This is a genomic window from Niveibacterium terrae, assembly GCF_048213115.1.
GTDB classification, from domain to species: domain Bacteria; phylum Pseudomonadota; class Gammaproteobacteria; order Burkholderiales; family Rhodocyclaceae; genus Niveibacterium; species Niveibacterium terrae.
The window spans coordinates 3,101,753-3,118,091 of record NZ_CP172404.1; the positions used below are offsets into that span (position 1 = coordinate 3,101,753).

Here is a 16,339-nt window from a genome sequence, read left to right on the forward strand (position 1 = left end):
GATCACTCCCTGTTTTGAGCCGGACGGACCGGCTTATTTGTTGTCATCGACGCGCAGCACGGCCAGGAAGGCCTCTTGCGGAATCTCGACGTTGCCGACCTGCTTCATCCGGCGCTTGCCTTCTTTCTGCTTCTCGAGCAGCTTCTTCTTGCGCGTGATGTCGCCGCCATAGCACTTGGCGAGCACGTTCTTGCGCAAGGCCTTGATCGTCTCGCGCGCGATGATGTGCGAGCCGATCGCAGCCTGAACCGCGACGTCGAACATCTGGCGCGGAATCAGCTCGCGCAGCTTGGCCGCCAACTCGCGCCCCCGGTACTGGGCGCTGGCCCGGTGCACGATCACCGACAGCGCATCAACCTTCTCGCTGGAGACCAGCAGATCGAGCTTGACCATGTCCGCGGCGCGGTATTCCTTGAAGTCATAATCGAGCGAGGCATAGCCGCGCGAAACCGACTTGAGCTTGTCGAAGAAGTCCATCACGACTTCGGCCATCGGCATGTCATAGACCAGTTTGACCTGACGGCCGTGGTAGTGCATGTCGACCTGGTTGCCGCGCTTCTGGTTGCACAGCGTGATGACCGGGCCCAGGTAGTCCTGGGGCACGAAGATCGTCGCGGTGATGATCGGTTCGCGAATTTCGGCGATCTTGCCGACATCGGGCAGCTTGGACGGATTCTCGATCTTGATCACGTCGCCGTTGTTCAGCACGACCTCATAGACGACGGTCGGCGCCGTCGTGATCAGTTCCATGTCGAACTCGCGCTCCAGCCTCTCCTGGACGATCTCCATGTGCAGCAGACCGAGGAAACCGCAGCGGAAGCCGAAGCCCAGAGCCTGCGAGACTTCCGGCTCGTACTGCAGCGACGCATCGTTGAGCTTGAGCTTTTCGAGCGAATCGCGCAGCTGATCGTATTCGCTGGCTTCGACCGGGTAGAGTCCGGCGAAAACCTGGGGCTTGATCTCCTTGAAGCCTTCGAGAGCCTGATCCGCCGGCCGGGTGACCAGCGTGATCGTGTCGCCGACCTTGGCCGAGCCGAGCTCCTTGATGCCGGCGATCACGAAGCCGACTTCGCCCGCTTCGAGCGAAGGCCGGGAGACCGACTTCGGCGAGAACACGCCTACCTGCTCGCACAGGTGCTGGGCCCCGGTGCTCATGAACAGTATCTTGTCCTTGGGCTTGAGCACGCCATCGACGACGCGGACCAGCATCACGACCCCGACATAGTTGTCGAACCAGGAGTCGATGATCAAGGCCTTGAGCGGCGCAGCGGGATCGCCTTGCGGCGCCGGCACCTTGGCGATGATCTGTTCGAGGATGTCGTCGATACCCAGACCAGTCTTGGCTGAACAGGGGATCGCCTCGGTCGCGTCGAGGCCGATCACGTCTTCAACCTCCTGGCGCGCGTTGTCCGGATCGGCCGAGGGCAAATCCATCTTGTTGAGCACGGGCAGCACTTCGACGCCCAATTCGAGCGCCGTGTAGCAGTTCGCGACGGTCTGGGCCTCGACGCCTTGCGACGCATCGACAACCAGCAGCGCACCTTCGCAGGCCGACAACGAACGGCTGACCTCATAGGAGAAGTCGACGTGCCCCGGGGTATCGATCAGGTTCAGGTTGTAGCGCTGACCATCGCGAGCGAGATAGCTCAAGGCCGCAGTCTGCGCCTTGATCGTGATCCCGCGCTCGCGCTCAAGGTCCATCGAATCGAGAACCTGGGCTTCCATCTCGCGATCGGAGAGACCTCCGCAGCGCTGGATGAGGCGATCGGCCAGAGTGCTTTTGCCGTGGTCGATGTGGGCGATGATCGAGAAGTTGCGTATAAGCTGCATGCCATGAAAAAGGGTGCGCTACCGCACCCTTCCTGAGAATCTTTCGGTTGATCAGTTCCTCATTATATCCGAGGCGCGCTTGCGTTATGGCTGAACCGGCATCCTCAGCGAGACGAAACTCTGGGTAGAGCCACGCTTGACCAGCAGCGAAATGCTCTCGCCGCGCTGAACCTGGTTGGCAAAGCGGTTGAACTGCTCGACCGAGCGGAATTCGACCGCCTGCCCGCGCCGAGTTCCCGACAGGATCACATCACCACCGCGCAGCTGCGCCCGGGCGGCAAGCCCGCGCGCATCCTTGACCGCGATGCCGCCATCGAGCTTCGCGCGCCGCTTCTGCTCACCCGACAGAGGCGCGAGGAGCAGACCGAAACGGTTCGCGCCGACGGCTTCGATGTGTCGCGCCGGTTTGCGGGGCGCGTCATTGTCGTCAGGCAGCGCCGCAACAATCAGCGCGACATTGCGCAGCACTCCTTTTTGCCAGACCTGAACGGTCGAACGGGCGCCCGGCTTCGCGTTGCCGACGATGCGCGGCAGATCGAAGGAGGATGGAATGGGTCTGCCGTCAAAGCGCAGGATCACATCGCCGACGCGTATCCCGGCCTTCTCGGCGGGGCTGTTCTTCTCGAGTGCGCTGACCAGAGCCCCCTGAGCCCCCTTCAGGCCGAAGCTGTCGGCGAGATCGCGCGTCACTTCCTGGATCACGACGCCAATGCGCCCGCGCGTGACCTTTCCGGTCGCGCGCAGCTGGTTATGGACACCGATCGCGACATCGATCGGAATCGCGAACGACAGGCCCATGAAGCCTCCCGTTTCGCTGTAGATCTGCGAATTGATACCGACGACCTCGCCCTTCAGATTGAAGAGCGGACCGCCCGAATTTCCCGGGTTGATCGCAACATCGGTCTGAATGAAAGGCACCAGGTTCTCGTCGGGCAGCGATCGCCCCTTGGCGCTGACGATCCCGGCGGTCACCGTGTGATCAAAGCCGAAGGGGGAGCCGATCGCAACGACCCAGTCGCCGACGCGCAGCCGGTTCACGTCGCCGAGCGTCACGCGGGGCAGATTGTTCGCGTCGATCTTCAGCACTGCGATATCGGTCCGCTTGTCCATGCCGATCAGCCGGGCGCGAAATTCACGCTTATCGACGAGGCGGACCGTGATCTCATCGGTCGCCTCGATCACATGGGCATTGGTCAGGATATAGCCGTCCTGAGAGACGATGAAGCCCGAACCCAGCGACAGCTCATCCTCTTCGCGCGGCGGGGGCTGATGCTTGGGCATGAAGCGGCGGAAGAACTCGTTCATCGAATCCGCATCGCCCGATCGCTTCGCGCGCGGCAGCGGAATCGCGCTGATATTGACGACCGCGGGCGCGAGGCGCTCAACCAGATCGGCGAACTCCGGGTACTCGCGCGCCTGAGCGGCGCAAACCCAGAGCAGCACCATCAGCGCCAGGCAGAAACGGGAGACGCGAATCACAGCGAGCTTCCGCATCGGCTCTGACTCAGCGAAGCTTCGACAACCTCGACCTTCATCGCGCTGCGCAGCGCCGGCAGCCTGGCCAGAGCGCGACCGAGAACATAGGCAGCAAGCGCGACCGAGACGGCCGCCAAAGCCGCGCCGCCGTCGCCGAGCCCGGCCAGGCTGGCGAGCGAGGCACCAGCGAGCAAGCCGAGAGCGGGCAGGCCATAGGCCAGAAGCGCAGCCAGACGCGGCCCCTGATCGGGGACCGCAACGCTGACCCAGTCCCCGGGCTGCGCGCCCAAGGTATTGAGGGCGCGGAACTCGGTGCGGCGTAAGCCCAAGCCGTCGCCGGCTGCGCCACCGCAACCTCCCGGTTCGTGGCAATGGCCGCAACCGACCAGGGGGTCGATCGCGACAATCGCCTCGCCCCCCTCTACGCTGACGACTCTCGCCTTCCGGTAGGTTTTCACTTGCCCGCACTCCGCTCGGTCACTGCGCGGACATAGCCTCCCGGAGCCGACTGCGCCCCGTCGCGGGATCTCAGATAAGCCGGGTTATCCACCCGGGAAGACGAAGCCCTGGCTGCCTGCACCGCAGAGTTCGGGGCGCTGGCGATGCCGGGCGCCGAAGAAGGCATGGGCGAGCGCAAGGCCGCCCAGGCGACCATTGCCACGGCCGTCGCTGCAGCTGCCATCGCCAGGGGCCGCTGGGCCCAGGAGAGGCCGCGTCGCTTCGCGGCCGGCGCCAACACGGTCGGCTCGTCCTGAAGGCGCGCCATCACGGAGGAACTCAGATCCGCCCCCGCCGCCTCACCTCTGAGGCAGTCGCCGATCAGGCTGTAGCAGCGCCACTCATCGCGCAGCGCTGCTGATCCATCCAGCGCGTCGAACACTCGATGCGCCTCGCTCTCGTCGAGCTCGCCGTCGATCAACGCCGAAATCTGCTCTTTCATTTGCTCACCACCTCTTGTCCGGCCTCGTATCCAGCAACGGTCTCAGGCGCTCGGAAATCGCATCGCGCGCACGGAAGATCCGCGAGCGCACGGTGCCAATGGGGCAACCCATCGTCGCGGCGATTTCCTCGTAACTCAGGCCTTCGATCTCCCGCAAAACAATCGCCATCCTCAACTCTTCAGGCAGATGCTCCATCGCCTCGTCGACCGCTTCGACGACCTGACGGCTCATCATCAGGCGCTCGGGCGTGTCGATATCCCTCAGCTGCTCGGCATCCTCAAAGCCTTCGGCGTCCTCCGACTGGATGTCGGAACGCGAGGAAGCCCGCCGCCCGAGGGAAACGAGGTAGTTCTTTGCGGTATTGATCCCGATCCGGTAGAGCCACGTGTAGAACGCGCTCTCGCCGCGAAACGAGGAAAGCGCACGATAGGCTTTTATGAAAGCCTCCTGCACGACATCCTCGACCTCGGCCGGGTCTCGAATCATCCGCGACAGCAGACGGGAGAGCTTGCGCTGGTACTTGGTGACCAGAAGGCCGAAGGCCTGCTTGTCACCTCGCTGCACACGCTCGACCAGTTGCTGGTCAATCTGGCGATCGCTCATGGAATTGCGGGTAGTTGGACAGATGCTGCGCCCCGTCGGGCCAGCTCGGCAGTATAGCCGAAGCCCGCCCGCCTCCCTTCGCGAACTCTGCCGGCAAAGACACCCGGCAGCATGAAAAGTTCAGCGCACATCCGCGCTGTTGCGCAAGCGCCCGCGCGAAAACCCTTCCCTGCCGTGCGTGCTATATTTGCCCATCTCCCCGCGACAAGTGGCACGATCGTGTTCCAGTTCGACGTTCTCATCATCGGCAGTGGTCTTGCCGGACAATCCCTCGCCCTTCGCCTCGCCGACCAGCATTCGGTCGCGCTGATCAGCAAACGCCTGCTCGAGGACGGAGCCAGCTCGGGCGCCCAGGGCGGCATCGCCGCCGTCGTCGACCCGCTCGATTCGGTCGATGCCCACATCCAGGACACCGTGATCGCCGGCGCCGGCCTCAACGATGCGGCGGCGACCCGCTTCGTCGTCGAGCACAGCCACGCCGCGATCGACTGGCTCGCCGAGCAGGGCGTGCCCTTCACGCCGTCCGAGGAAGGTCCGCTGCACATGCACCTGACCCGCGAAGGCGGGCACAGCCACAGGCGCATCGCCCACGTCGCCGACGCGACCGGAGCCGCGGTGCAGCGCACGCTGACCGAGAAAGTCCGCGAACACCCGAACATCCGCGTCTTCGAAAACCACGCAGCGATCGACCTGATCGCCGGTCACAAGTGCGGCAGACCCGACGCGGGCTGCCTGGGTGCCTACATCCTCGATATCCAGGCCGATCACGTCGACACTTTTCTCGCCCGCAACACCGTTCTCGCGACCGGCGGCGCAGGAAAAGTCTATCTGTACACGACCAACCCGGACACTTCGACCGGCGACGGCATCGCGATGGCCTGGCGGGCGGGCTGTCGGGCATCGAACATGGAGTTCATCCAGTTCCACCCGACCTGCCTCTTCCACCCCGAGGCGAAGTCCTTCCTGATCTCTGAAGCGGTGCGCGGCGAGGGCGGCCTGCTCCGCCTGCCCGATGGCAGCCGCTTCATGCCGGCGCACGACGAGCGCGCCGAACTCGCTCCGCGCGACATCGTCGCCCGTTCGATCGACTACGAGATGAAGAAGCACGGTCTGGACTGCGTCTATCTGGACATCAGCCACAAACCGGCGGATTTCATCCTCTCCCACTTCCCGAACATCCACGCCAAATGCCTCAGCTACGGCATTGACATCACCCGCGACCCGATCCCGGTCGTCCCTGCCGCCCACTACACCTGCGGGGGCGTGCTGACCGACCTGCGCGGGCGCACCGATCTGCCCGGCCTCTACACGATTGGCGAGGCCGCCTGCACCGGTCTGCACGGAGCGAACCGGCTGGCCAGCAACTCGCTGCTCGAATGCGTCGTGTTCGGCGCCGCGGCGGCCCGCGACATCGCCGCGCACAGCCGCGCGATGCCCGAGGCCGTGCCGGAGTGGGACGACAGCAAGGTCACCGATTCGGATGAAGCGGTCGTGATCTCGCACAACTGGGACGAATTGCGCCGCTCGATGTGGGACTACGTCGGCATCGTCCGGACTACGAAGCGGCTGCAGCGCGCGAAACACCGGATCGCGCTGCTCAAGAAGGAGATCCAGGAGTTCTATGCGAACTTCCGGGTCAGCAACGACCTGCTGGAATTGCGCAACCTCGTGACCAGCGCCGAGCTGATCGTCAAGGGCGCGCTGGCGCGCAAGGAGAGCCGGGGCCTGCACTTCAGCCGCGACTATCCGGAAACCCTGCCGGTCGCCAAACCCGGGATCCTGAAGAATCCGGGCTTTCCTAAGGGCTTGCGCTCCTGGATCGATCAGGACTGAAAGCGCGCCAGCGCAGCCAGATTCTGAGCCTGCGCCAGGAGGTGGAGTCGGTCGAATCGGCCATCAGGCAGATCGACTGGCTCTCGCCGCTCGCCAGAGCGCGCCAGCGCAGCACGATCCAGATTCCGGCGAAATCGACGCAGCCCGGGAGCATCTCCAGCAGCTGCTGATCCTCGCCGCGCACCAGCACCGGATCGCCGAATTCCGGCAGCTTGAGCCTCCACTCCCCCTTGATCCGGACCAGCCGCCAGGACTGGATCAGCGAAGCCGCGACCAGCGCAAGGCCGGCGAGCGGCCCCCAGAGCGGAACCCGCAGGACCAGCAGCACCGCGATCATCGCCAGCGCGGCACCGTGCAGCAGGATCAGCAGTGCAATCAGCCGGCGCGATGCGCGGACCGCCAGAACCTCAGCCATCAGCTCTCCCCAAACGTCGAAAGTCCCGCTGCGATCGCGCGGATGCGGACAAGCTAACCGACAAGACGTGCGTATTCACGCGAAGTTGCCGAGGATACGGGCCGGATTTCACTATCCCGATCCGCGAAATCAGCGGCTAGGGTTTTGATGCAAAAAAGCCCCGGGCTCTTGAAGAGCGACCGGGGCCTTCTGGAGAGAGCCTGAACTCAGATCTTGCGGAAAACCAGCGTTGCGTTCGTGCCGCCGAAGCCGAAGGAGTTCGACATTGCGGCGCGGATCGCCATCGGCCGGGCGACGTTCGGGACGTAGTCCAGATCGCAGCCTTCGCCCGCTTCGACCAGGTTGATCGTCGGCGGCGAGATCTGGTTGTGGATCGCCAGAGTCGTGAACACAGCCTCGATACCGCCAGCACCGCCGAGCAGGTGCCCGGTCATCGACTTCGTCGAGTTCACAACGAACTTGTAAGCGTGATCACCGAAGCAGCGCTTGAGCGCCGTCGTCTCGGCCTTGTCGCCCAGCGGGGTCGAAGTGCCGTGCGCGTTCACATAGTCGATCTCGTCGGCGTTGGTCTGCGAATTGCGCAGCGCATTGGCCATGCTGCGCGAAGCGCCCGAGCCATCATCGCAGGGCGCGGTGACGTGGTGCGCATCGGCGCTCATGCCGTAGCCGGCCAGCTCCGCGTAGATCTTCGCACCGCGCGCCTTCGCGTGTTCGTACTCTTCGAGCACCAGCACACCAGCGCCTTCGCCGAGCACGAAACCGTCGCGATCCTTGTCCCAGGGACGGCTGGCGCCTTCCGGATCGTCGTTGCGCGTAGACAGCGCCCGGATCGAACAGAACCCCCCGACGCCGAGCAGCGAAACCGTCGATTCGGCCCCACCGGCGATCATCACGTCGGCATCGCCGTATTCGATCAGGCGCTGGGCCTCACCGATCGCGTGGTTGCCGGTCGCGCAAGCGCTGACCGTCGCGAAGTTCGGCCCCTTCAGACCGTACTGGATCGACAGCAGACCGGAGATCATGTTGATGATCGAGCCGGGGACGAAAAAGGGCGAGATCTTGCGCGCGCCACCTTCGCTGGTCGCGGCATGCGTCGCTTCGATCATCGGCAGTCCGCCAATGCCCGAGCCGATGCAGACACCGATACGCTCGGCGTTGTCGGGGTTTTCCGAGAAACCGGCATCCTTGATCGCGTCGATCGCGGCAGCCAGTCCGTAATGAATGAAGGTGTCGTAACGCCTTGCCTCCTTGGGGGAGACATAGGCCGACACGTCGAAATTCTTGACCTCACCGGCGATCTGGGCGGTCAGCACCGAAGCGTCGAAACGCGTGATGCGGGTGATGCCGGAGCGCCCATTGAGAATGTTGTCCCACGCCTGTGCGACAGTATTTCCGACCGGGCTGATGATGCCCAATCCGGTCACGACGACTCTACGACGACTCAAGGTGCGCTCCGGTAGTTGAAAAGTTGATTACTTCTTGTTGGCGACGACGTAGTCGATCGCTTGCTGAACCGACGTGATCTTCTCGGCTTCTTCGTCGGGAATCTCGCACTCGAATTCTTCTTCGAGCGCCATCACCAGTTCGACGGTGTCCAGAGAGTCAGCACCGAGATCGTCAACAAACGAAGACTCGTTCTTGATGTCCGCGTCGTTCACGCCGAGCTGTTCGGCAACGATCTTCCTGACGCGCTGTTCGATGTTCTCCATTGGAACTACTCCTTCCCAGAATAAGGGCGAAAAGCCCTATTTTATCAAAAAGAAATCCCTGCCCTGACAACAGGGTCAGGCCATGTACATGCCGCCATTGGCGTGCAGGGTGATACCCGAAATGTAACCCGCCGCCGGCGAAGCCAGGAAGGCCACCGCAGCTGCGATCTCTTCGGGACGTCCAAAACGTCCCAGCGAGATCTGCCCCAGCAAAGCCTGCCGCTGTGCTTCGTTCAGCGCGCGCGTCATGTCAGTGTCGATGAAACCCGGAGCGACGCAGTTCACGGTGATGTTCCGGCTCCCCAGCTCCCGGGCCAGAGCACGAGTCATGCCTGCAACGCCGGCCTTCGCGGCCGCATAGTTGGCCTGACCGGCATTGCCGGAGGAGCCGACCACCGACGTGATATTGACGATGCGGCCCGAACGCGCCTTCATCATCGCCCGCATCACGAGGCGGCACATCCTGAAAACCGCTTTCAGATTGGTGTCCAGCACCGCATCCCATTCCTCGTCCTTCATCCGCATCGCGATATTGTCGCGCGTGATGCCGGCGTTGTTGACGAGGATCGACACCGGGCCGAATTCCTTCTCGATCGCCGCGACAACTTCCTCGGCGGCGGCGGAATCGGTCACGTCGAGTTTCAGGCCGCGCCCCTTGATTCCCGCTTCGAGCAGCGCTGTGCCGATCTCGGCGGCGCCGGTGTCCGACGTTGCGGTGCCGATCACGATCGCACCCTGGCGACCGAGTTCGAGCGCGCTCGCACGGCCGATACCCCGGCTGGCTCCGGTCACCAGAGCGATTTGTCCTTCAAGCGCCTTCATCAGGCTTGTCCTCGCGTCAGTTGCAGAAGCTGTTCGAGTGCCGCCGCGTCGGTCAGCGCGACCGCTTCGGGGCCCGCATCGCAGCGCTTGACGAGCCCAGCCAGCACCTTGCCGGGACCGCACTCGGCGACTTTGTCGACGCCGCGCGCGGCGATCGCCTGAACCGTTTCGATCCAGCGCACCGGAGAGTAAGCCTGGCGCACCAGGGCATCCTTGATCCGCACGGGGTCGGACTCGACCGCGACATCGACATTGTTGATCACTTCGATTTCAGGCGTGCGAAGCTCGACCGTCGCGAGCGCCTCGGCCAGGCGTTCGGCCGCCGGACGCATCAGTGCGCAGTGGAAGGGCGCGCTAACCGGCAGCACCAGCGCACGCTTCGCGCCCGCTGCCTTGGCTGCCTCGCAGGCTCGACCCACCGCTTCGGCATGGCCGGCGATGACGACCTGCTTCGGATCGTTCAGGTTCGCCGCCGAGACAACCTGTCCCTGCCCGGCTTGCGCACAGATCTCGACGACGCGCGCGGCTTCCAGCCCGAGGATCGCGGCCATGCCACCGACACCGGCCGGAACGGCCTGCTGCATCGCCTGGGCGCGCAGGCGCACCAGACGCACGCCATCGGCAAAACCCAATGCACCAGAAGCGACCAGCGCCGAGTATTCGCCAAGGCTGTGACCGGCCAGCACGACCGGCTTCTCGCCACCCGCGGCGAGCCAGGCGCGCCAGACCGCGACGCCGGCGGTCAGCATCAGCGGCTGGGTGTTGACGGTCTGCGCGAGACGCTCGGCCGGACCTTCTTCAACCATCGCCCACAGATCTTCGCCGAGCGCATCGGAGGCCTCGGCAAAAGTGCTGCGGATTTCGGCCAGCTCGCCATAGGCGGCCATCATGCCGACCGACTGGGATCCCTGTCCCGGAAAAACAAAAGCAAAACTCATAAATCCCCCGATATCAGGCGCGCAGCAGAACCGCGCCCCAGGTGAAACCGCCGCCGACGCCCTGAAGCAGTACGGTCTGGCCCTTCTGCACGCGGCCATCGCGGACCGCGACGTCGAGCGCCAGAGGCACGGAGGCCGCGGAGGTGTTGCCATGCCGATCGACGGTCACGACGACCTTCTCGGCCGGAAGACCGAGGCGACGCGCCGTCGACTGCATGATGCGGATATTGGCCTGGTGCGGGATGAACCAGTCGAGCTGCTCGGTTGTCATCCTGGCCTCGTCGAGGACTTCGTGGGCGACGTCGCTCAGCAGGTGCACCGCCTGCTTGAACACGGCCTGACCATCCATGCTGACAAAGGGCGAGCCGACGATCTGCCCGTTCCGAATGCTTCCCGGAACTTCGAGAATGCCGTGCAGGCTGCCGTTGGCGTGCAGCGCTGTCGCCAGAATGCCCGGTTCTTCGGAGGCTTCGAGGACGACGGCACCCGCGCCATCACCGAACAGCACGCAGGTCGAACGGTCATTCCAGTCGAGGATGCGCGAGAACACGTCAGCACCGATCACCAGCGCGCGCTTGTGCGAGCCGGAACGGATGAACTTCTCGGCAACGGTCATCGCATAGACGAAGCCGCTGCAGACCGCCTGCATGTCGAAGGCGAGACCCTGACGGATGCCCAGTTCGTTCTGGATCAGGCAGGCCGTGCTCGGAAAAATCATGTCCGGAGTCACGGTCGCGACGATGATCAGATCGATATCGTCGGCCGTGCAGCCCGCGGCGGCCATCGCGCGACGCGCCGCTTCGGCGCCCAACTGAGAGGCAGTCACCCCTTCGGCGGCGAGGTGGCGGGCACGGATTCCGGTCCGTTCGGAGATCCAGGCATCGGAAGTTTCGATTCCGCGTGCGACCAGATCGTCATTGGTAACCGGATCCCCGGGCAGAATGCTGCCGGTTCCGGCAAGCCGGGCAAAAGTCACTAAGCTGCTCCCTTGATCTCGGCGCCAACGCGCGCGAGATAGTCATCCATCTGCGCGCTGATGCGCTTGACCAGATCATGGCGAGCCGCTTCCGCAGCCCGCATCAGTGCTTGTTCATAGGCAAAAACATCGGCCGAACCGTGGCTCTTGACGACGACGCCGCGCAGCCCCAGCAGTGCCGCGCCGTTGTAACGCCGCGGGTCGTTGTTGCGCTTGATGCGGCGCAAGACTGGAAGAGCGAGCATCGCGACGAACTTCGTATACCAGTTGCGCGTCAGCTCTTCGCGCAGACGCCCCGCGAGCATCTGGGCGAGTCCTTCGGAGGCCTTCAGCACCGCGTTGCCAACGAAACCATCGCAGACGACGACATCGGTCGTCCCCTTGAAAACGTCGTTACCTTCGACATTGCCGAAGAAGTTCAGGCCGCTGCTGCGCAAGAGCTCGGCGGCCTGCTTGACGACACCATTGCCCTTGATCTCTTCTTCGCCGATGTTCAGCAGACCGACGCTCGGAGTGTCTTTCTGCTCCAGAACCGAAACCAGCATCGCCCCCATGATCCCGAACTGGAGCAAATGCTCAGGCGAGCAATCGACATTGGCCCCCAGGTCGAGCATATAGGTGCGCCCCGTGCGCGCCGGGAGAATCGTCGCGATAGCCGGACGGTCTATCCCGGGCAGGGTCTTCAGCACGAAGCGCGAGATCGCCATCAGCGCGCCGGTGTTGCCTGCCGACACGGCAGCCTGGGCCTCGCCGGATTTGACGCGGTCAATCGCGACCCGCATCGAAGAGTCCTTCTTGACCCGCATCGCCATCGCCGGAGAGTCGTCCATCGCGATGACTTCGCTGGCCGCGACAAACCGGGCCCGCCCGGGAAAGTCCCCGGCCAGCCGTTCGGCTTCACTGGCGATCGCCTCGCCGCGACCGACGAGCAGCACGCACGCAGAAGAATCTGCGCGCAGAAAATTGCGGGCCGCCGGCAGGGTAACCGTGGGCCCGTGATCGCCGCCCATGCAGTCAATCGCAAGGGTCACCTGCATAGAATTCAGACGCAAGGATTCTGCTCTAACGAAAACGGCGCCAGGAGACCCCCGACGCCGTCGCGCAAATCAATGCGATTACTCACCTTTGGTCTTGATGACCTTGCGGCCACGGTAGACGCCGGACGGCGAAACGTGGTGACGCAAGTGCACTTCACCGGTGGTCGCTTCGACAGCGGTCGCCGGGGTGGACAGAAAATCGTGCGAGCGGTGCATACCGCGCTTCGACGGGGACTTTTTGTTCTGTTGAACGGCCATTTGAAACTCCTTCGCTACTGTTCAATCGCCCGACAAGGGCATCACTTTTCGGTACTTCCCGTCCCGCGCAGCTTCGCCAGCGCCGCGAAGGGCGACGCGCTGTCGTCCGTTCCGCGGGGGTTCGGGGTCTCACACTTTTCATGCCTCGGCGCAATCGGCAAGCCCAACAGCAACTCGTCCTCGACAAGAGCCAGAACATCGAGATCCCGTTCGGCGAGCAGAGGATCGAAATCATCCTCTTCAAGACCTTCATCCGGCATCTCGCGGCCCGGGGGGACCAGCAGGAAGCGAGCCTCCAGATCAAGCGGCCAGGTAATGGCCTGCAGACACCGCTGACACTGCAGCACAGGATCGGCCTCGACGTTGAGCACGAGAAAGCGGTCTTTCTCGAAGCTCTCGCCGCGAACGACAAAGCGCGCGGTTCCAGCACTGTCCGCCAGTTCATCCTTGAGACGCCCGAAAGCGGCCAGAGGAACTTCACCGCTCAGGCTCTCGCCCCGGCGCGAAAAATCGAGCGGGTCGGGAATGATGCGGCGCTTCACTGCGATCTGGTGCGACATAAACGGGCAATGGTATTATTTTTGCCCTTCGATGTCAAAGACCGCGTAAGCCGTAAGCCCCATGCCAGAACTGATCCTCGCCTCGACCTCCCGCTACCGCAAGGAGCTGCTGACCCGCCTGGGCATCGAGTTTCGCTGCGAGCGCCCCGAAACCGACGAATCCCCGCTCCCCGGCGAAGCGCCGCGCGAACTCGCAATGCGCCTGGCCGTCGAAAAAGCACGCGCGGTCGCCCCCCGCCACCCCGACGCGCTGATCATCGGCTCGGACCAGGTCGCCAGCTGCGCAGGCGAGCGCTTCGGCAAACCCGGCAACGCCGAACGCGCGATCGCCCAGCTCACCGCGATGAGCGGCAAGGAAGTCGTCTTCGATACCGCGATCGCTCTGCTTGACACCCGCAACGACAAGCTTCGCGTGCTCAACGTGCCGACCCGGGTCGGTTTCCGAAGCCTGTCAAACGAAGAGATCGCCCGCTACGTCGAGCGCGAGCAGCCCTTCGACTGCGCCGGCAGCGCGAAATCCGAAGGCCTGGGTATTTCGCTGCTGACCCACATCCGCGGCGACGACCCGAACGCGCTGATCGGCCTGCCGCTGATCGCACTGTGCGAACTGCTGCGCGAAGCCGGATTCGCGATCCCCTGAGCGGGTAGTCTGCAGAGAGCGACCGCCTCAGTCGCTCTCGACCAGAAAAACCTCGCCATCCCGCTCGACCACCTCCAGCGCGGGCAAGCGCCCGCCCCGGCAGGGCCCCGCCAGACAGCCTCCCGTCGTGGGGCTGAAGAGCGCGCCGTGAACCGAGCAGATCAGGTATTTACCACTCTGATCGAAGAACTGGCCCTTCTGCCAGTCGAGTTCAACTGGGACATGCGCGCAGCGGTTGACGTAACCAAAGACCTTCCCCTGATGGCGGACGACAAACCCGGTTTCTTCACCCCAGGCGGTGCGCAGCGGGAAGCGGAAGCCCTCCCCGCCCTCCGCAAGCGCCGAGGACAGGCAGATCAGGCGTTCGCGATCAGCCATCGCCGCAAACCTTCGGCCGAATCGAGCACCGCCAGAGGCTCGGCGCCTTCGAGCTGATCGACAGGGTGCGCGCCACAGGAGAGCCCCAGAGCCGGGGTACCCGCATTGGCAGCCATCAGCAGATCGTGAGTCGTGTCGCCGATCATCAGGGTTCGCTCAGGCTCAACCCCCAGCTCATCCATCAGCTCCAGCAGCATCGCCGGGTGCGGCTTGGAGAAGCACTCATCGGCACAGCGCGTCGCGTCGAAGAGCGGCGCGAGCCCGGTCTGCGCGAGAACCCGATCGAGACCGCGACGGCTCTTGCCAGTCGCGACGGCGAGCAACAAGCCCCGCCCGCGCAGCTCGTGCAGCAGATCCTCGACTCCGTCGAAGAGCACCAACTCCTGATCGCGCGCGAGGTAATGGAAACGGTAGCGCTCAGCCAGCCGGGGATAGTCCGCCTCGCCCAGCTCGGGCACTGCATAGCGCAGCGCTTCGGCGAGCCCCATCCCGATCACATGACGAGCCTGCTCGACGCTGGGCACGGCGAGACCGAGATCGGCGCAGGCAGAGCGGATCGCCGAGGCGATCGACGCGGTCGAATCCATCAGGGTGCCGTCCCAGTCGAAGACGACGAGATCGAATCTATTGCTCATAGTCACAGCGCTCGCTCCGGTTCAGATGTTCGACGAATGAAGCGAGTTCGGGCGGCAGATCGCAGACCAGATCCAGATTCTCGGCAGTCAGCGGGTGAGGCAGCTGCAGATGCGCGGCATGCAGGAACATCCGCTTGAGCCCCTCCTTCTGCAAAGCCTTGTTCAGCGCGAAATCGCCGTACTTGTCGTCACCGGCGAGCGGGAAACCCAGATGGGTCAGATGGACGCGGATCTGGTGAGTGCGGCCGGTCTTGATCTGGACTTCGAGCAGGCTGAAGCGTTCCCAGCGCCGCACGAGACGGACGATCGAGTGCGCGGGCTTGCCCTCATCGGCATCGACGACGACCCGCCGCTCACCACCCTCGGTCAGATACTTTCTCAACGCGAGGCGGATGTGCTGAACCGGATTCATCCAGCGCCCGGCGACCAGCGCGTAGTAGCGCTTGTCCAGCTCGCGCTCGCGCAGCTGGTCGTGAAGCACGTTGAGCGCCGAGCGCTTCTTGCCGATCAGCAGGATTCCCGAAGTCTCGCGATCGAGCCGGTGTGCGAGTTCGAGGAACTTCGCCTCTGGTCGCTGCCTGCGCAACTGTTCGATCACACCGAAGCTGACGCCGCTGCCGCCGTGCACGGCGACGCCAGCCGGCTTGTCGATCGCCAGCATCGCGTCATCCTCGAACAGGATCGGAAATTCGCGCGCCGGAACGCGGGAAGAGTCCTTCGGCTCGGCGAGGCGCAGCGGCGGAATCCTGATCTCATCGCCCTGCTGGAGTCGGTAAGTCTGGCTGATCCGCCCGCCATTGGCCCGCACTTCGCCGCTGCGCAGGATCCGGTAGATCAAGCTCTTCGGAGCCCCCTTGCAGACCCGCATCAGGAAGTTGTCGATCCGCTGACCCGCATCGTGCTCATCGATGCGAACGCGCTGGACGGCCGGAGCCGTTAAGGTTTTGCCTTGATCCATCATGTTGAATATACTGACACGGTTTTACCGGTCTGGACGGACGGGTTGCGGAGAGCAAAAGCCTCGGCAAACCTTTCCGAGATAGAGCCTCGCTCCCGGAAAAACGCCAAGCCAATCGTCGCTTGAGCACAAAAGCTCGCGATGGTACCTAAAAAAACCTTCACCACATAGTTGGCGCGCAGCACGCAGATCTTGAACGTCCCTGACCGTACGGCGAGCCGGACTCTCGGGGACAAACAAAACGAATCCCGCAACTCCTTTTGGTCTGAACCTTTGCATGACAGTGTTCCCGACAATTTGAGCCAGCCCGTCAGAAGCCGACGGTAGTGA

General features: G+C 63.8%; 19 protein-coding genes. 2 read left to right on the top strand and 17 right to left on the bottom strand.

Annotated features, from left to right (window positions below; genetic code table 11):
- Positions 1-33: 33 nt before the first annotated feature.
- The 5 genes from lepA to rpoE form a co-directional block, all read right to left on the bottom strand.
- A complete protein-coding gene (lepA, locus tag ACHFB9_RS14375) occupies positions 34-1,830 on the bottom strand; it encodes a translation elongation factor 4 (protein WP_417068032.1) in 1,797 nt (598 codons plus the stop codon).
- An 84-nt stretch (positions 1,831-1,914) separates the two neighbouring features.
- Positions 1,915-3,324, bottom strand: a complete 1,410-nt coding sequence (locus ACHFB9_RS14380) for a DegQ family serine endoprotease (protein ID WP_417068034.1) — start codon at positions 3,322-3,324, stop codon at positions 1,915-1,917.
- On the bottom strand, positions 3,306-3,764 hold the full coding sequence (locus ACHFB9_RS14385; RefSeq protein WP_417068036.1) for a SoxR reducing system RseC family protein: 459 nt from the start codon (positions 3,762-3,764) through the stop codon (positions 3,306-3,308). The genes ACHFB9_RS14380 and ACHFB9_RS14385 overlap by 19 nt, the downstream gene beginning before the upstream one ends.
- Positions 3,761-4,246: a sigma-E factor negative regulatory protein gene (locus tag ACHFB9_RS14390; protein ID WP_417068037.1), complete on the bottom strand. Its 486-nt coding sequence runs from the start codon at positions 4,244-4,246 to the stop codon at positions 3,761-3,763. The genes ACHFB9_RS14385 and ACHFB9_RS14390 overlap by 4 nt, the downstream gene beginning before the upstream one ends.
- Before the next feature lie 4 nt (positions 4,247-4,250).
- A complete protein-coding gene (gene rpoE / locus ACHFB9_RS14395) occupies positions 4,251-4,850 on the bottom strand; it encodes an RNA polymerase sigma factor RpoE (RefSeq protein WP_417068038.1) in 600 nt (199 codons plus the stop codon).
- Positions 4,851-5,066: 216 nt separating this feature from the next.
- Here rpoE and nadB point away from each other — a divergent pair, with 216 nt between their 5' ends.
- Positions 5,067-6,683: an L-aspartate oxidase gene (gene nadB, locus ACHFB9_RS14400; protein WP_417071397.1), complete on the top strand. Its 1,617-nt coding sequence runs from the start codon at positions 5,067-5,069 to the stop codon at positions 6,681-6,683.
- On the opposite strand, the gene ACHFB9_RS14405 is transcribed toward nadB, so the two are convergent.
- The 9 genes from ACHFB9_RS14405 to ACHFB9_RS14445 all read right to left on the bottom strand — a co-directional run bounded on the left by ACHFB9_RS14405 (position 6,649) and on the right by ACHFB9_RS14445 (position 13,398).
- Positions 6,649-7,098, bottom strand: coding sequence for a protein YgfX (locus ACHFB9_RS14405; protein WP_417068039.1), 450 nt, complete (start codon positions 7,096-7,098; stop codon positions 6,649-6,651). The genes nadB and ACHFB9_RS14405 overlap by 35 nt on opposite strands.
- A gap of 206 nt (positions 7,099-7,304) precedes the next feature.
- Positions 7,305-8,543: a beta-ketoacyl-ACP synthase II gene (gene fabF, locus ACHFB9_RS14410; RefSeq protein ID WP_417068040.1), complete on the bottom strand. Its 1,239-nt coding sequence runs from the start codon at positions 8,541-8,543 to the stop codon at positions 7,305-7,307.
- 27 nt (positions 8,544-8,570) lie between these two features.
- Positions 8,571-8,807 (bottom strand): acyl carrier protein, encoded by a 237-nt coding sequence (gene acpP, locus ACHFB9_RS14415; RefSeq protein WP_417068041.1) that lies wholly within the window; start codon positions 8,805-8,807, stop codon positions 8,571-8,573.
- Between the two features lie 75 nt (positions 8,808-8,882).
- Positions 8,883-9,629: a 3-oxoacyl-ACP reductase FabG gene (gene fabG / locus ACHFB9_RS14420; RefSeq protein ID WP_417068042.1), complete on the bottom strand. Its 747-nt coding sequence runs from the start codon at positions 9,627-9,629 to the stop codon at positions 8,883-8,885.
- On the bottom strand, positions 9,629-10,567 hold the full coding sequence (fabD, locus tag ACHFB9_RS14425) for an ACP S-malonyltransferase (RefSeq protein WP_417068043.1): 939 nt from the start codon (positions 10,565-10,567) through the stop codon (positions 9,629-9,631). The genes fabG and fabD overlap by 1 nt, the downstream gene beginning before the upstream one ends.
- A 13-nt stretch (positions 10,568-10,580) precedes the next feature.
- The gene (locus ACHFB9_RS14430; RefSeq protein ID WP_417068045.1) at positions 10,581-11,543 is read right to left on the bottom strand and encodes a beta-ketoacyl-ACP synthase III; all 963 of its coding nucleotides are present in this window, start codon (positions 11,541-11,543) and stop codon (positions 10,581-10,583) included.
- Positions 11,543-12,580, bottom strand: a complete 1,038-nt coding sequence (gene plsX / locus ACHFB9_RS14435; protein WP_417071399.1) for a phosphate acyltransferase PlsX — start codon at positions 12,578-12,580, stop codon at positions 11,543-11,545. The genes ACHFB9_RS14430 and plsX overlap by 1 nt, the downstream gene beginning before the upstream one ends.
- A 78-nt stretch (positions 12,581-12,658) precedes the next feature.
- Positions 12,659-12,838, bottom strand: coding sequence for a 50S ribosomal protein L32 (rpmF, locus tag ACHFB9_RS14440; RefSeq protein WP_417068046.1), 180 nt, complete (start codon positions 12,836-12,838; stop codon positions 12,659-12,661).
- 41 nt (positions 12,839-12,879) lie between these two features.
- A complete protein-coding gene (locus ACHFB9_RS14445; RefSeq protein ID WP_417068048.1) occupies positions 12,880-13,398 on the bottom strand; it encodes a YceD family protein in 519 nt (172 codons plus the stop codon).
- Positions 13,399-13,459: 61 nt separating this feature from the next.
- On the opposite strand from ACHFB9_RS14445, the gene ACHFB9_RS14450 reads away from it, so the two are divergent.
- The gene (locus ACHFB9_RS14450) at positions 13,460-14,038 is read left to right on the top strand and encodes a Maf family protein (RefSeq protein WP_417068049.1); all 579 of its coding nucleotides are present in this window, start codon (positions 13,460-13,462) and stop codon (positions 14,036-14,038) included.
- A gap of 27 nt (positions 14,039-14,065) precedes the next feature.
- Here the strand turns inward: ACHFB9_RS14450 and ACHFB9_RS14455 are convergent, their stop codons facing one another.
- The 3 genes from ACHFB9_RS14455 to ACHFB9_RS14465 are packed head-to-tail and all read right to left on the bottom strand — an operon-like array spanning position 14,066 to position 16,012.
- Entirely contained in the window at positions 14,066-14,416 is a 351-nt protein-coding gene (locus tag ACHFB9_RS14455) for a Rieske (2Fe-2S) protein (protein WP_417068051.1), read from the bottom strand.
- Entirely contained in the window at positions 14,395-15,051 is a 657-nt protein-coding gene (locus tag ACHFB9_RS14460) for an HAD-IA family hydrolase (RefSeq protein WP_417068052.1), read from the bottom strand. The genes ACHFB9_RS14455 and ACHFB9_RS14460 overlap by 22 nt, the downstream gene beginning before the upstream one ends.
- On the bottom strand, positions 15,041-16,012 hold the full coding sequence (locus tag ACHFB9_RS14465; protein WP_417068053.1) for an RluA family pseudouridine synthase: 972 nt from the start codon (positions 16,010-16,012) through the stop codon (positions 15,041-15,043). Before ACHFB9_RS14465 ends, ACHFB9_RS14460 begins: the two co-directional genes overlap by 11 nt.
- Between the last annotated feature and the right edge of the window lie 327 nt (positions 16,013-16,339).

Excerpts from the sequence above, each read along its gene's own strand:
- lepA (WP_417068032.1), bottom strand. The coding sequence starts at position 1,830 with ATGCAGCTTATACGCAACTTCTCGATCATCGCCCACATCGACCACGGC.
- ACHFB9_RS14380 (WP_417068034.1), bottom strand. The coding sequence starts at position 3,324 with ATGCGGAAGCTCGCTGTGATTCGCGTCTCCCGTTTCTGCCTGGCGCTG.
- ACHFB9_RS14390 (WP_417068037.1), bottom strand. The coding sequence starts at position 4,246 with ATGAAAGAGCAGATTTCGGCGTTGATCGACGGCGAGCTCGACGAGAGC.
- rpoE (WP_417068038.1), bottom strand. The coding sequence starts at position 4,850 with ATGAGCGATCGCCAGATTGACCAGCAACTGGTCGAGCGTGTGCAGCGA.
- ACHFB9_RS14405 (WP_417068039.1), bottom strand. The coding sequence starts at position 7,098 with ATGGCTGAGGTTCTGGCGGTCCGCGCATCGCGCCGGCTGATTGCACTG.
- acpP (WP_417068041.1), bottom strand. The coding sequence starts at position 8,807 with ATGGAGAACATCGAACAGCGCGTCAGGAAGATCGTTGCCGAACAGCTC.
- fabG (WP_417068042.1), bottom strand. The coding sequence starts at position 9,629 with ATGAAGGCGCTTGAAGGACAAATCGCTCTGGTGACCGGAGCCAGCCGG.
- fabD (WP_417068043.1), bottom strand. The coding sequence starts at position 10,567 with ATGAGTTTTGCTTTTGTTTTTCCGGGACAGGGATCCCAGTCGGTCGGC.
- plsX (WP_417071399.1), bottom strand. The coding sequence starts at position 12,580 with ATGCAGGTGACCCTTGCGATTGACTGCATGGGCGGCGATCACGGGCCC.
- rpmF (WP_417068046.1), bottom strand. The coding sequence starts at position 12,838 with ATGGCCGTTCAACAGAACAAAAAGTCCCCGTCGAAGCGCGGTATGCAC.
- ACHFB9_RS14445 (WP_417068048.1), bottom strand. The coding sequence starts at position 13,398 with ATGTCGCACCAGATCGCAGTGAAGCGCCGCATCATTCCCGACCCGCTC.
- ACHFB9_RS14450 (WP_417068049.1), top strand. The coding sequence starts at position 13,460 with ATGCCAGAACTGATCCTCGCCTCGACCTCCCGCTACCGCAAGGAGCTG.
- ACHFB9_RS14455 (WP_417068051.1), bottom strand. The coding sequence starts at position 14,416 with ATGGCTGATCGCGAACGCCTGATCTGCCTGTCCTCGGCGCTTGCGGAG.
- ACHFB9_RS14460 (WP_417068052.1), bottom strand. The coding sequence starts at position 15,051 with ATGAGCAATAGATTCGATCTCGTCGTCTTCGACTGGGACGGCACCCTG.
- ACHFB9_RS14465 (WP_417068053.1), bottom strand. The coding sequence starts at position 16,012 with ATGATGGATCAAGGCAAAACCTTAACGGCTCCGGCCGTCCAGCGCGTT.